The organism is Microcoleus sp. PH2017_05_CCC_O_A (assembly GCF_020738785.1).
GTDB lineage: Bacteria > Cyanobacteriota > Cyanobacteriia > Cyanobacteriales > Microcoleaceae > Microcoleus.
Genome location: NZ_JAEQCB010000127.1, coordinates 1 through 14,604 on the forward strand (window position 1 = coordinate 1; position 14,604 = coordinate 14,604).

Sequence of the window (14,604 nt, forward strand, 5' to 3'; positions counted from 1 at the left end):
TCGATCGCACTTCCAGTCAAAACATCGATAACCTGAGTCACACTCAAAGCAGGATTGCTATCCCAAACCTTAGACAACATTCCCGCCGCCTTAGCTGCGGATGCCGAAGTTCCCGACATTTGACCGACATCATCGCCAACAGTCGATAAAGTCGGATTTTCAATTGTTCCACCGGGCACTAAAATATCCAAACCGTAGCCGTAACTCGAATAATCCGATCGCCCAAAACCATCCGACGAACCAACCGTGATAATATTGTCAAACTCCTGAGAAGATTGACCCAAAACCGACATCACACCGCCGTCATTACCAGCCGCTACAACCAACAGCACCCCATTTTGACGCGCATTTTCCAAAGCCGCACGCTCCCGCGCTGTAAACTCGTAACGAGTAGTAATGCTACCGTCAGCATTCTTTTGAGTTAAATCCAGGGGAAGAAGTGCGATCGCATTCTTCTTCTTTTGTCCCTTCGCTTCACTTACAAAATCAGTTAAAGCTAAATCCCATTCCCCCGAACCAATTGCCCGACTTAGGTAAACATTCGCCCCATCGTTGTAGCCATCAATCCCGATATCATTCCCTTGAATTGCACTTACTAAACCCCAGCTAAACGTGCCGTGTTCGTTCCCTTCTCCAGCATTTAACAACGGGTTGCTGTCTTTGTCGATGCGATCGCGCCCCAAGGTCACTTTAGAATAATCCAAATCGGGATTCTTCGCAGCAAACCCAGTATCGATGATGCCTACAAAAGTGCGATCGACCGTTGGCGCCACACTGATAGGGATAGGCGCTTCAGTGTCGATCGGTTGTTCAATTACAGGCAGTTTTGGGTCGATCTTAGGTGGTTGTGAAGGAGTTGGGGGGGCGATCGGAGGTTTTACTCTTACAGGCGGTGCGATCGCAACTGGCGGTACAACAGCAGGCGGTGTTGTCGCAACTGGCGGTGTTGTCTCAACTGGCGGTACAACAGCAGGTGGCGTTGTCGCAACTGGCGGTACAACAGCAGGCGGTGTTGTCGCAACTGGCGGTGTTGTCGGCGGTACAACAGCAGGCGGTGTTGTCGCAACTGGTGGCGTTGTCACAACTGGTGGCGTTGTCGGCGGTACAACAGCAGGCGGTGTTGTCGCAACTGGCGGTGTTGTCGCAACTGGCGGTGTTGTCGGCGGTACAACAGCAGGCGGTGTTGTCTCAACTGGTGGCGTTGTCGGCGGTACAACAGCAGGCGGTGTTGTCGCAACTGGCGGTACAACAGCAGGCGGTGTTGTCGCAACTGGCGGCATTGTCGGCGGTACAACAACTGGAGGTGTTGTCGGCGGTACAACAACTGGTGGCGTTGTCGCTACAGGCGGAGTTGTCGGCGGTACAACAACTGGCGGAGTTGTCGGCGGTACAACAACTGGTGGCGTTGTCGCTACAGGCGGTGTTGGAGTGACATACTCGATCAATTTCTTGCCGCCATCGAGTTTAGTCCAATCTTTGCTCTTATCGATCACTTTGTCGATCGACACAGCCTTACCAGTCGCACCAGTCAACTTGAAAACTAAATCGTTGTAATCTTTATCAGAACCCCGATCGACTCGCTGATCTTCCATCGCAAATGCCTTGCCGGTGCCAGTCACATCTGCTATTTGACCAAACAAAAAAGCATCATCTGGATTCAGGCTAGATAAAGATAATAACGGACGTTTGTCACCGTCCGCACCCGGATTGTTAAAGATATCTCGCACAGTACCATTTGGTACTAACATCACCGCAAAAGCATCTCCCGGTTTCATCCCAAATTTTTTCGCGCCACTGTACTGTCCCTCGTTATAGTTTTCCTCTCCTAAACCGCCGTTAAATAGCGGATTTGCACCTTCTATGGAGTCAGAAATTACGACGTGACCAAAGGTAGAATTTGTCAGAGCTCGTCTTGCTGATTCTTTGATAAATTCCTCAGAATTAGGATCGAAGTTCTCCATACCTTGTACGCTAAAAATGGCAACTTCACCTTTATAATTGCCGCCGTCATGTAGCCAGTCAAAACCAACTTGACCAGTTGAATCGGGAGTGAAGAAACCGGAGGTAACGCCTAAGCCTGTCAGCGGATCGACTTTTCCGTCTGGGGTTAAAGTAACTTGATAATTTGTATCGCGCGAAGGTGCAGAGATTTTTAGTGCATAATTTGTTGCGCCCAAATTATCGATGCTAAAAGTGCCCGAATTTGTGCCGTTGGTTTCGATATCTTTGACGACTTTTCCCTGAGTGTCGAGAAGCTGCATCCCAACAATGGAACTAAATCCGACCGCCGTAACTCGAAAGCTACCCGGATTCAGCCGATTAAAACGATAGGTGTCTGTGGGGTCAGTTTTACCTGCGAAGTCGATCGAGATATAGTTGTCGCTTAAATTGCCGATCGATATATTAGACATGGTGCACCTTGATTAATCCAATAATTTGGGCTGACATTTATCTATCAGAGGTGCGTCGGAGTTTTTATGCGAAGTTTCTGTTTTTGTAATATAACTTTACACAGAGGGTGGGTCAAACTCGCTGAACTTCCGCCGCTACTTATCTATCTGGAGTGCGTCGGAGTTTTTATGCGAAGTTTCTGTTTTTGTAATATAACTTTACATAGAAGGTACGATCGTCAGAAAAGCCAGTCTTGAACAGGCAAGATGCCTGTTCCACAATCATTATTGGAGAGGCTTAGTGGACTTATTTAACCCACGTAGGTGGGTTTTGTTTGTGTAGGCGCGGTTTCCAACCGCAGGCTAAAAAATCTCCCCAACAATCATTCCCGCCAATATGACAAACCCAACCCAAACATTTTGGCGAAAGATTTCACCGTAAACAGGCTTGGGAATATCCGCCTTCCGCAGTTGACTGTACTGCAAAAACCACAAAATTGCCGCCGCACAAATTGCTATCCAAAAACCGACGTGCAAGTGCAGATTAATTCCCGTTGCTGCTAACAAACCGACAGTACCAACAAAGAAAAAACCCACAGCATTAGTTACGTTATCCCCGAAAAAGATAGCGCTGGAATTGACACCCACACGCAAGTCATCTTCTTTGTCGCTCATTGCGTAAACTGTATCAAATCCCATCGTCCACAAGACTACTGCGCCCCACAGCAACCAAGTTGCTAATTCTAATTTATTGACGGCGGCACTCCAACTAATTAAAACTGCAAATCCCCAGGCAATTGATAACACTAATTGTGGGACTGGAAAGAATCTTTTTGCTAACGGATAGCAGATAATTACTGGTACGGCGGCGACACACAGCCAGAAACTTAACGGATTGAGATAAAATGCGAGAATGGCGGCGCAAGCAAAGGAAATTAAAGCAACTCCGATCGCAGTTTGCACTTTTAGGGCGCGGGATGCAAGGGGGCGCGATCGCGTTCTTTCTACTTCCGGGTCAATATCGCGATCCCACAAGTCGTTGATGACGCATCCCGCCGCACTCGTGGCTAAGGTACCCAACACTATCACCCCTACCAATGCGGAGGGCGGCTTTCCGTCTGCTGCTAAAAAGACGGCCCACAGGGCTGGAATCATTAAAATTAGCCTTCCTGCTGGCTTGTCCCATCTCAACAGCCGGATGATAGTAAGTAGTGTAGATTCAGATTGGCGATCGGGCTCTATAAGCATTTCAATTCTAGATTTTAGATTTTTAGCTTTAAATTCTATCAAATTTTAGGCAAAATCACCTACTATAGCGGTTCTCAAAAAAGTGATGTATGTCCCGATGCCCTCTTTGCCCTCTTTGCCCCATGCCCGATGCCCGATGCCCTAATTCCCGATTTTTGCTGATTTAAGATCGCGCCTCACTGGATTCGTGAAATAATCATAAATATCTGTCAACCCCGATACACTCCAATGGTTAATTCACTTGCTGCTGCGGAGTCAAATCGCATTATTGCCGCTATTGATATGGGTACTAACTCGTTTCATATGGTGGTGGCGCGGATCGATCCGAAATTGCCTGCGTTTGCGATTATTGCTAGAGAAAAAGATACGGTTCGGTTGGGTGATTGTGAGGCTAAAACAGGGTGTTTGAAGTCTGAAGTGATGCAAAGGGCGATCGCAACTTTGCGCCGTTTTCAAGATATTGCTAAAACTTTTAATGCTGAACAAGTCATCGCTGTGGCCACCAGTGCGGTTCGAGAAGCGCCTAACGGGCGGGATTTTCTCAAACAAGTTGCTGACGAATTAGACTTGAATGTGAGCTTAATTTCCGGACAAGAAGAAGCGCGGAGAATTTATCTCGGTGTTCTTTCGGGAATGGAATTTAACAATCAATCGCAGGTGATTATTGATATTGGTGGCGGTTCTACTGAGTTAATTTTAGGAGATAGTTCTGAACCGCGCTGTCTCACCAGTACCAAAATTGGTGCTGTGCGCTTAACAGGAGAATTTGTCAAAACTGACCCGATTAGCCGGGAGGAGTTTTCCTATTTGCAAGCTTATATTCGGATTTCGCTGGAAAGACCGATCGACGAATTGCGATCGCAATTCAAGATAGGCGAACATCTGCGCTTGATCGGAACTGCGGGAACCATCGAAACTCTGGCTGCAATTAACGCTCGCGAAAAGTTGGGAACAGTTCCGAGTCCGCTGGCTGGATATCAGTTAAGTTTAAAAGATTTGCGCGAGCTAGTCAATCGTTTCCGCAAACTTTCCTACTCCGAAAGGCTAGCAATTCCCGGAATGTCGGACAAGCGGGCGGAAATTATTCTCGCCGGGGCGTTGATTTTGCAGGAAGCGATGGCATTATTAGGTATGGAATCCCTCACGGTGTGCGATCGATCTTTAAGAGAAGGCGTCATTGTTGACTGGATGCTAAGTCGGGGTTTGATTGAAAACCGCTTGCGCTATCAAGGTTCAATCCGCCAGCGCAGTGTTCTGCACATGGCCCAAAAATATCAAGTTAACTTACAACAAAGCGAAAGAACCGCCGAATTTGCACTCAATTTATTCGACCAAACCCAAGGAATTCTGCACAATTGGGGAAGCGAAGAACGCGAGTTGCTGTGGGCGGCATCGATTCTGCACAACAGCGGTTTGTACGTCAGCCATTCGGCGCACCACAAGCATTCTTACTATTTAATTCGCAATGGTGAATTATTGGGATACACTGAAACTGAGATTGAAGTAATTGCCAATATAGCTCGCTATCACCGGAAAAATCCTCCAAAAAAGAAACACGAAAATTTTGTCATTCTCCCGAAAAGATACCGAGAAGTCGTTAGTAAATTGCATCCATTTCTGCGGTTGGCTGTGGCTTTGGATAGGCGGCAGATTGGGGCAATTACTGATTTCAAATGCGAACACCGCCCGGAAGTTCGAGAGTTTCACTTGCGGCTGCAACCGCTCAATCCCGGTGACGATTGTGCTTTGGAACTGTGGAGTTTAGATTATAAAAAGCCGTGTTTTGAGGATGAGTACAATCTGAAATTAGTGGCAACTTTAGAGCCTACTTTGGTGGCAGTTTAAATAGGAGGTAGAGCAACTGTAGGGTGCGTCAGGCAAAAATTATCTGTATGTCGTCAAAACATTTAGTCCTGACGCACCCTACAATAACTAACCGTAGGGTGCGTCAGGCGAAAAAATTAGCAATGTCAGAAAAGATTCAGTCCTGACGCACCCGACAATAACGATAATAACCAACCATAGAGTGCGTCAGCCGAAGATTATCTGTCTGTCCATAACTAACCGTAGGGTGCGTCAGGCGAAAAAATCAGCAATGTCAGAAAACATTCAGTCCTGACGCACCCGACAATAACTAACGACTACTAACTCAATATTATGTCGAACTACCGGAGAGCCACGATACCCGGAGCAACCTACTTTTTCACCCAAGTCACTTATCAAAGAATTCCTTGGCTGTGCAGCGATATTGCTCGGGAATCTTTACGAAAATCCCTGCTCCGAGTCCAGCAACTTTACCCTTTTTCAATTGAGGCAATTGTTTTATTGCCAAATCACATACATTGTATTTGGACACTACCAGAGGGTGATAACAATTATGCAACTCGTTGGCGATTCATTAAAACTTTTGTCACACATGAATGCGCTGATAAATTAGGAATACAAGCCGAAATTAGCCCATCTCGAAAAAAACGGAAAGAAAGAAATCTTTGGCAGCGAAGATTTTGGGAACATTTAATTAGAGATGAAACAGACTATGCTAATCATTGCAATTATATTCATTACAATCCAGTCAAACATGGTTTATGCCAGTCCCCCAAAGATTGGCAATATTCTAGCTTCCATCGATTTGTTGCCCAAAGCATTTATCCTGAAGATTGGGGAGCAAATGACATCCCAGATATTCCGGCACATATTGGTCACGAGTAGTGAGTCCGTAGGGTGCGTCAGGCGAAGATTCTCTGTCTATCGTTCAAATTTTTACAACAGACGCACCCTACAATAACTACAATAACTAACCGTAGGGTGCGTCAGGCGAAGATTCTCTGTCTATCGTTTAAAATTTTTACAACAGACGCACCCTACAATAACTAACCGTAGGGTGCGTCAGCCGAAGATTCTCTGTCTATCGTTTAAAATTTTTACAACAGACGCACCCTACAATGAGTTGCCAATTTCAACATTTTCAACATAAAATAGACAAATGTCAAATCCCTTGCTTTCCCTCAACTACGAACCCGCCCTCGAATCCCTCGGTGGCGACTACTTTGATGAAGTCCCGGCGGCAGATTTTCCGCAGCACATCCTCCGCTTCCGCAACGACCAATTATTGCCGACATTGGGCTTAGATCCGGCACAAGTAACCGACGAAGATTTCATTCAAGCATTCGGCAAATTTCACTGCGTGCGTCCCTTTCTCGCACTCCGCTACCACGGCTATCAATTCAACGAATACAACCCGAATTTAGGCGACGGTAGAGGCTTTTTGTACGGCCAAGTTCGCGGTACTGATGGCAGACTTTACGACTTCGGCACTAAAGGTTCCGGCCGCACTCCCTACTCGCGCAGCGCTGATGGTAGACTCACTCTCAAGGGGGGAGTTCGCGAAGTTTTGGCGGCTGAAGCTTTGCACCGATTGGGAGTTCGCACGTCTCGCTGTTTTAGTTTGGTTGAAACGGGTGATGCTTTGTGGCGGGGCGATGAACCTTCTCCGACGCGATCGTCCGTGATGGTGCGTTTTAGCCACTCTCACATCCGCTTTGGCACTTTTGAAAGGCTAAATTATATCCGTCGCCCGGACTTAATTAAAAAACTTTTAGATTTTGTCATTGAATATTACTATCCTAAACTGCATCTAGAAGCTAGCAATTCTGGTATTTCATCGGAAGAAAAGTATGCGCTATTTTATGCGGATTTAGTCAAGCGTGTAGCCGAATTGGTCGCTCAGTGGATGGCGGCAGGTTTTTGTCATGCGGTGCTGAATACTGATAATATGTCGATTACTGGTGAAAGTTTTGATTACGGGCCTTTTGCGTTTATTCCGACTTATAATCCGAAGTTTACAGCAGCTTATTTTGACTATTATGGTCTTTATGCTTACGGCAATCAACCGTTTATTTGTCACGGGAATTTGGAGAAGCTTCAGCAACCGCTAGCAGCGGCGATTCCTCAAGCTGATATGGATGCTGCTTTGGCTAAGTTTGGTGGGTATTATAATACTACTTACCGACAGTTGATGCTCAATAGGTTGGGATTTGAGGATTTGTCTGAGGCTGATGGTGATGAGCTTTTGAAGCTGACAATTAAGATGCTGGCGGAGTCTCAAGTTGATTATCATGATTTCTTTTTTCAATTGCGAAGACAGTTTAATCGCACTTGGCGAGATGATGTCAATCAAATTTTTAGCGAGGCCGAAGCGACGGAGTTGTTAGCACCTTGGCGGGAGTTTTATTGTCACGTTTTGCAAAGTTTATCGGCGGATGATATGGATAAGATGGCGGACAGGTTGCGCCAGCACAATCCGGAACAATCGCTGTTGAGGCCGACGATTGAGGCTGTTTGGGAACCGATCGCTCTTGAGGATAATTGGCAACCTTTTTATGATTTGGTTGAGCGAATTCAAAATCCAGAGGGTTAGTAAGGTACGTTGTTGCGCTTTAGCGCTCTTTCTTATATATATGCAAAAGAGCGCTGAAGCGCAACTACGTACCTAAGAATTATTTGAGTTTGTCAATCTCAAATTGTGCGTCTTTGTAACCGCCGGTAAGTCCTTGATCGAGAAAGATTTTGCCTGCTTTCTCGAAATCGCTAATTGCTCCTGCTTTGTCTCCTAACGATCGCCTAACCATGCCTCTACCGTAGTAAGCACCAGCATAATTCGGATTGATCCGAATGGCTTGCACGTAATCGGCGATCGCACTATTGGAATTATTTAACTGCTGGTAAACCTTGGCCCGATTGGCGTAAGCTTCAGCATCGTTGGGATTGAGCCCGATTGCTGCGGTAAAATCGGCGATCGCCCCCTGTGTATCTCCCCCGGCACTGCGAGCTAAACCGCGATTGCTGAAAGCATTATAATCCTTGGGATTTAGTGTTGTCGCTTGAGTGCAATCGGCAATTGCTTTCGGGTAATCCTTCAAATTTAAATAAGCAATACAGCGATTGTTATAGGGAACCCCATCTTCATCGCTGAGCGAAATTGCCTGAGTGCAATCGTCAATTGCGGCTTGATGAGCTCCTAAATTCAACTGCGTGCTGCAACGATTCGCGTAAGCATCTCCACTCTTGGGATCGATCGCAATTACCTGACTATAATCCGCCAATGCTCCCTGATAATCTCCTAGGTGAAAGCGCGCTCTCCCCCGACTGTACAAAGCATCCACATTCTGAGCATCGAGCTTAATTGCCTCAGTATAATCTCCAATCGCCCCCTGCAAATCGCTGCTCCCAGCCCGAGCCAACCCCCGCGAATGATAAGCTTTAACCAAGTTCGGCTGCAACCGAATTACTTCAGTCAAATCCCCAATAGCCGTCTTGTAATCTTGCATTTCTAAATAAGTCACTCCTCTTTCATAGTAAGCATCAACATCGTTGGGCTGGAGCTTCAAAACCTGAGTGTAATCCTCAATCGCTCCGCGCTTATCGTTGAAATCGCGACGGGCCAGCCCTCGGTTAAAATAAGCCTTAAAATATTGAGGATTGAGAGCGATCGTCTGAGAATAATCGGCAATTGCTTCTTGATATTTTTTTAAATCATAATTAGCATTACCCCGCTGATAAAAACTCTCACCATTGTTAGGATTTAATTGAATTGATTTGTCAAAAGCCTGCAAAGCTGCTGCCGCATCTTGATTGCGAGACTTTGCTACTCCCTTTTCGTAATATTCCTTGGCTTTGATCGGATTCGGGCGGCTGCAATAATTAAACAGAAATACCATAGCAATCGCCCCGCAGCCAGCGAATATCAGCCACCAAAACCGACTTCCCAAACCTGAAGAAAAAGTATTGGAAGACAGTAAGCTCGACGGAGAAATATTTTTATTTTGAGCCGTATTTCCAGGCTCTTGGCGGTGTTTCAGCTTGCTGAGAGCGGCCAAAACTTCCTCAGCCGATGGATAGCGTTTGCTAAATTGGTGGCAGACCATTTTGTCAATTATATTTGCCAGTGCCTGAGAACATTGAGCTCGGTTTCGCCAAACAATTTCCCCAGTGTGAGAAGGACTCGGATCTTGCAATTTTGGCAAATCCGTACCGGGCAAACCAGTGATAGCTTGGATCGCCATCATCCCGACGGCATAGAGGTCGCTGCTAAATTGCGGGTTGCCTTGAAATTGTTCGATCGGCATATAAGCCGGAGTTCCCGTCGCAATGGTGCGCGGAAATTCTGTATCGTACTCGCTGGCGTGATTGGCAACTTCTTTAACCGAGCCGAAGTCAATTAAAACTAATTTGCCGTCTGGTTTGCGGCGGATTAAGTTGGAGGGATTAACATCGCGGTGAATCACTCCCTGAGAGTGTACGAAGGCAAGAACTTTTAACACTTCTTCCAACAGATCCAGCACTCTTTCTTCGCGCCAAGGTTGACCGGCCACAATTTCCCGATTGAGGGCGTGGCCGGGTACAAATTCTTCTACGAGGTAGAATTGATTGCTTTCTTCAAAATAAGCTAGTAAAAAAGGAATTTGATCGTGTTTTCCCAGTTTTTCTAATATTTCTGCTTCTTGTTTAAATAATCGGTAAGCTGTTTTGAGAACTGTGGAAGTGTTGCTGGGAGGGCGCAGTTGTTTGACTACACATTGAGGGTGACCTGGGCGGCGAGTATCGACTGCTAAATAAGTTTGTCCGAAGGCTCCCGAGCTGAGGATTTGGACTACGCGATAACGCCTGTCTAAAAGTTGACCAACCATGTTCATATCGGAATTTGAGAAGTGGTAATTGGTAATTGGTAATTGATAATTGCGAATTGGTAACTGGGAAGGGGGAGTTGGTAATGGGTAATTCGTAATTGGTGATTTTTGCTGTTTCCTTTTTTGTTCTTGATTTTTCATTTTTGCTAATGACATTTGACAGTTGACAGTTGACAGTTGGCAGTTGGCAGTTGACGGTTGACGGTTGACGGTTGACGGTTGACGGTTGATAGTTGGCAGTTGGCAGTTGGCAGTTGGCAGTTGGCAGTTGATAGTTGGCAGTTGATAGTTGATAGTTGGCAGTTAACAGCTTGCCCGAAGAGCGCAAAAGAAGGGTTGACAGTTGAGTGTTTAGGGAGCATCTCTGTTTTGCATTTAATAGTGCGAGCGTCCCCGCTCGCGAGTCCTGGAATAGTCGCGAGCGGGGACGCTCGCACTATAATAAAAAATGCTTTTTTCAAAAATGAGATGCTCCCATTGTTTACCGACTACTGACTACTGACTAATAACGTTCGCGAGCGGGGACGCTCGCGCTAATAACCAATAACCAATAACCAATAACCAATGACTAATGACTAATGACTAATAGTTTATTTAGAATCTTTGATCTGTGCTTGTGCGTTTTGAAAACCATCGGCTCTTCCTTGTTCTAGAAACAGTGTTGCAGCTTTCTGAAAATCCTCGATCGCCCCAGCCCGATCTTTGAGTTGGCGGCGGACGAGACCTCGGCTGTAAAAAGCGCTAGCATTGTTGGGGTTGAGCCGTAGCGACTGAGCGAAATCCTCAACCGCTAAAGGGTAATTTTTGAGTTCTGAGTAAATAGTACCGCGATTGCTGTAAGCTACTGCATCGCTGGGATTGAGCTTAATTGCTTGAGTGAAATCTTCGACGGCCCCCTGCTTGTCTCCCGAAGCCGATCGAGCTAATCCTCGATTGCTGTATGCTTTGGGATTGTTGCTGTTGAGTCCGATCGTCAAACTGCAATCTTCGCTGGCCTTTTGAAATTGCTTTAAATTCAGATGAGCAATGCAGCGGTTGTTGTAAGCTGCCTCATCTTTGGGATCGAGGCGAATTGCTCGGCTGCAATCTTCAATCGCTTTGTCGTAGGTTGCTAAATTTAAGTAAGCGCTGCACCGATTGGTATAAGCATCAGCTTGGTTCGGTTCCAATTCGATCGCCCTACTGTAATCTTCCATCGCTCCTTGATAATCTGCTAGATTAAAGCGCGATCGACCGCGACTGTAGTAAACCCCAGCTTCCTTGGGGCTAATTTGAATCGCTTGGGTAAAATCCGCCATTGCTCCGGTTTTGTCGCCGTTGGCCGATCGAGCTAAACCCCGATTGCTGTATGCTGTAGCATCGTTGGGATTGAGCCGAATTGCTTGAGTGTAGTCTTCAATTGCCGCGCGGTAGTCTGCCAAATCGTAATAGGCTAAACCCCGCTGATAATATATGTCACCGTTGTTAGGATTGAGCCGCAATACTTGGGTAAAATCTTCCACAGCCCCCCGCTTGTCGCCGGTGTCGCGGCGGGCGAGAGCTCGATTGTAGATGGCTTTGGTGTGGCTGGGATTGACTTTAAGTGCTTGGGTGTAATCGGCAATTGCTTGCTCGGTGGCGCCCATGTCGTAGCGAGCGTTAGCCCGCTTGTAGAAAGTTTCGGCATCGCTGGAATTGAGGGCGATCGCTTGAGTATAATCGGCGATCGCGCCTGTTTTGTCACCTTGCTGCGCCTTCGCAACACCGCGGGCGAACAATTCTTTTGCTCTCGCCGGACTTTGACTGTGCCAAAAGTAAATTATCAGTGCTGTCAAGATCGAAGCTGCGGCTATGGCTGCAAACAGCAACAGTCTGGTTGGGCGCTGTCTCGGCTGCAATTGACTTATAGCGTCGGTGATGATGGTGGCTGGCGATCGCCCAGCCTCCCATTTTACAGCGATTTGTTGGAGGTCTGCCAAAACTTCGGCGGCTTCCTGATATCGTTCCTCGTAGTTTGAGAGTGCCATTCGATCGATAATATCTGCTAGGCCTGCCGAACAAGTCGCCCGATCGCGCCAGGAAATTTCGCCTTTGTGTTGTAAGGCACTTAGTTCCTTCGGTGAGAGTCCCGTTACCGCAAGCTGGGCGATCGTACCTAGAGCGTAAATGTCGCTATTGTAGCGGGGGTTGCCTTGCGATTGCTCGATCGGCACATATAATGTTTCAGCAGCTAACTCCGGTTTTTTTCCCAAAGGCTTTTTAACAGAATTTGGGGATGTTGGCGCCAACAAATGAGAATTAACGAGCTCCGGGTTAATTTCTTTGTCTAAGCTAAAGTCAATCAACACAAATTTGCCGTCTGACTCGCGTCGAATTGTTCTGTCTGGTTGAATTCGGCGGTGAATGAAACCGTTGGAGTGTATAAACACCAAAACTTCTAATATGGATGATAGCAAAGCAATTACTTCGTCTTCAGCCCAAGGTTCACCAGGTATAAATTCTTGGCTTAAAGGTTGACCGGCAATAAATTCTTCTATTAAGTATAAACTTTGGTTTTCCTCAAAATACGCCAACAATTCGGGGATTTTGTCGTGTTTGCCCAATTTTTCTATTATTTCTGCATTTCTTTGAAATATAATTTTGACTAATTCTGGAGTTTGCGAACTGGTGCCGAGGAGCCGCATTTCTCTAACCGTGCATTGCGGATACCCGGGACGGTGAGTATCTGCTGCTATATAAGTTTTTCCCACTTCACTTGAGTCTGTGACTTTAATGATGCGGTAACGTCTGTCGAGAAGTTGACCAATCATGCTCTGCCCTCTACCCTGTTAATGTTCGATTATCGCATACAATCATAAAAACAATACGGGATGCGGGAAACGAGCGAGACTTCAGTCCTGAGAGGGAAGCGGCACGAGGGAATGAGAGTCCCCGTCTTCTTTCTTTCTTTCTTTCTTTCTTTCTTTCTAAATTTTGTTGATGAACCTTGAGATATCTAGTATAATAGCTGAAAGCAGACAAGTCAACCAATATTCAGGAAAACAGAGGTGAATAAAACCAAAAAAACAATGGGAGTTCAGCAAATATTACTGTCTCCAACCAAAGAAGTTCAAGCCTTGTTAGAGTATCTCTGTCAACAATCAGGTAAACTGTATAACAGTGGTGTTTATTTAGCTCGTCAGATTTTTTTCAAAACAGGAAAATTGTTGACTGGAAAATTTGACTTATCTTTTGAACCATCAGTTACAAAATCAATGGTTGCTAAATCATTGCCATCAACACCAATGCAGCAAACATTGATGTCAGTAACAGAAGCCTTCAAATCTTTTAAATAATTAAGAGATTTATATATCAAAGGTCAATTACATTTTAACCCCAAGCCACCGGGATACCTGAAAAACTCTAAGTTGTTTAAAGTAGCTTATCCCAATTCTGGAGGTTTAAGACCAAAACTTGTTGGCAATCAGTTAAGGTTTTCCTTGGGTTTAACAGTAAGGCGATGGTTTGGAGTTTCTGAATTCTTTTTGCCTATGCCATCGAATCTTGATTTTTCTCAAGTGAAAGAGTTTACAATTCTCCCGAAAAATGGTTATTTTTACCTGGAAATGTCCTACGAGGTTGAAAAACAACAACATAATTTAGACATTGGTCAAGCATTGTCAATTGACTTAGGAACTTCTGACAATTTAGCAGCTTGTGTCGATACGCTGGGAAACTCTTTATTGATTGATTCTCGTGCAATGAAAGCGATGAATCAATTGTGGAACAAGAAAGTAGCAACTAGAAAAGAAGGAAAACCAGAAGGTTACTGGGATAATTGGCTAGACCGTGTAACTCGCAAACGCAATCACCAAATGCGTGATGGCATCAATAAATCTGCAAAGTTAATTGTCAACCATTGTCTGAAATACGGAATTGGCACACTGATAGTTGGGTGGAATGAAGGCTTTAAGTCTAACAGTAATCTCGGTAAACTGAACAATCAAAAATTTGTTCAAATGCCTTTAGGTAAGCTAAAAAATAGGTTGAAAGAACTGTGCGATTTGCACGGAATCAGATTTCTTAAAACCGAAGAAGCATATACTTCAAAAGCTAGTTTTCTTGATGGTGACTCCCTACCCAAATATGGTCAAAAACCAACTGGGTGGAAAGCATCTGGAAAGCGGATTAAACGTGGCTTATATCAGTCAGATAATGGCATAATTGTGAATGCAGACTTAAATGGTGCTGCCAAGTGCGATTCGTTCAGTCGAAACCGAGAAATCGGGGGATGACTGGCTTCTACAGGGTAATCCATCAGG

10 protein-coding genes are annotated in these 14,604 nt (G+C 45.6%); 5 read left to right on the forward strand and 5 right to left on the reverse strand.

Annotated elements, in window-relative coordinates; translation table 11 throughout:
* Both JGK20_RS24995 and JGK20_RS25000 read right to left on the reverse strand, forming a co-directional pair.
* The coding region (locus JGK20_RS24995) for a S8 family serine peptidase (RefSeq protein WP_293232512.1) at positions 1-2,411 on the reverse strand (2,411 nt) is incomplete at its 3' end.
* A gap of 342 nt (positions 2,412-2,753) precedes the next feature.
* The gene (locus tag JGK20_RS25000; protein ID WP_293178676.1) at positions 2,754-3,638 is read right to left on the reverse strand and encodes a 4-hydroxybenzoate solanesyltransferase; all 885 of its coding nucleotides are present in this window, start codon (positions 3,636-3,638) and stop codon (positions 2,754-2,756) included.
* Between the two features lie 228 nt (positions 3,639-3,866).
* Between JGK20_RS25000 and JGK20_RS25005 the strand changes: the two genes are divergently transcribed.
* From JGK20_RS25005 to JGK20_RS25015, 3 genes are all read left to right on the forward strand, one after another.
* Positions 3,867-5,483, forward strand: coding sequence for a Ppx/GppA phosphatase family protein (locus JGK20_RS25005; RefSeq protein WP_293232514.1), 1,617 nt, complete (start codon positions 3,867-3,869; stop codon positions 5,481-5,483).
* 312 nt (positions 5,484-5,795) lie between these two features.
* Complete coding sequence (locus tag JGK20_RS25010; RefSeq protein ID WP_293178682.1) at positions 5,796-6,347, forward strand: transposase; 552 nt, start codon at positions 5,796-5,798, stop codon at positions 6,345-6,347.
* A gap of 274 nt (positions 6,348-6,621) precedes the next feature.
* Positions 6,622-8,055, forward strand: coding sequence for a YdiU family protein (locus JGK20_RS25015; RefSeq protein ID WP_293232516.1), 1,434 nt, complete (start codon positions 6,622-6,624; stop codon positions 8,053-8,055).
* Positions 8,056-8,134: 79 nt separating this feature from the next.
* On the opposite strand, the gene JGK20_RS25020 is transcribed toward JGK20_RS25015, so the two are convergent.
* The 3 genes from JGK20_RS25020 to JGK20_RS25030 all read right to left on the reverse strand — a co-directional run bounded on the left by JGK20_RS25020 (position 8,135) and on the right by JGK20_RS25030 (position 13,113).
* Positions 8,135-10,465 (reverse strand): serine/threonine-protein kinase, encoded by a 2,331-nt coding sequence (locus tag JGK20_RS25020; protein ID WP_293232518.1) that lies wholly within the window; start codon positions 10,463-10,465, stop codon positions 8,135-8,137.
* A 5-nt stretch (positions 10,466-10,470) separates the two neighbouring features.
* Positions 10,471-10,686 carry a hypothetical protein gene (locus JGK20_RS25025; protein WP_293193504.1) on the reverse strand — a complete coding sequence of 72 codons (216 nt, stop codon included), beginning with the start codon at positions 10,684-10,686 and terminating at the stop codon, positions 10,471-10,473.
* A 228-nt stretch (positions 10,687-10,914) separates the two neighbouring features.
* Entirely contained in the window at positions 10,915-13,113 is a 2,199-nt protein-coding gene (locus JGK20_RS25030) for a tetratricopeptide repeat protein (RefSeq protein ID WP_293213060.1), read from the reverse strand.
* 237 nt (positions 13,114-13,350) lie between these two features.
* Between JGK20_RS25030 and JGK20_RS25035 the strand changes: the two genes are divergently transcribed.
* Positions 13,351-13,638 (forward strand): hypothetical protein, encoded by a 288-nt coding sequence (locus JGK20_RS25035; protein ID WP_293178691.1) that lies wholly within the window; start codon positions 13,351-13,353, stop codon positions 13,636-13,638.
* A gap of 72 nt (positions 13,639-13,710) precedes the next feature.
* Positions 13,711-14,577 (forward strand): transposase, encoded by an 867-nt coding sequence (locus JGK20_RS25040; protein WP_293213062.1) that lies wholly within the window; start codon positions 13,711-13,713, stop codon positions 14,575-14,577.
* The last annotated feature ends 27 nt before the right edge of the window (positions 14,578-14,604 follow it).

What these genes read in the sequence shown, in the direction of transcription:
- JGK20_RS25000 (WP_293178676.1), bottom strand. Translation starts at nt 3,638, where the DNA reads ATGCTTATAGAGCCCGATCGCCAATCTGAATCTACACTACTTACTATC.
- JGK20_RS25005 (WP_293232514.1), top strand. Translation starts at nt 3,867, where the DNA reads ATGGTTAATTCACTTGCTGCTGCGGAGTCAAATCGCATTATTGCCGCT.
- JGK20_RS25010 (WP_293178682.1), top strand. Translation starts at nt 5,796, where the DNA reads ATGTCGAACTACCGGAGAGCCACGATACCCGGAGCAACCTACTTTTTC.
- JGK20_RS25015 (WP_293232516.1), top strand. Translation starts at nt 6,622, where the DNA reads ATGTCAAATCCCTTGCTTTCCCTCAACTACGAACCCGCCCTCGAATCC.
- JGK20_RS25020 (WP_293232518.1), bottom strand. Translation starts at nt 10,465, where the DNA reads ATGAAAAATCAAGAACAAAAAAGGAAACAGCAAAAATCACCAATTACG.
- JGK20_RS25025 (WP_293193504.1), bottom strand. Translation starts at nt 10,686, where the DNA reads ATGCTCCCTAAACACTCAACTGTCAACCCTTCTTTTGCGCTCTTCGGG.
- JGK20_RS25030 (WP_293213060.1), bottom strand. Translation starts at nt 13,113, where the DNA reads ATGATTGGTCAACTTCTCGACAGACGTTACCGCATCATTAAAGTCACA.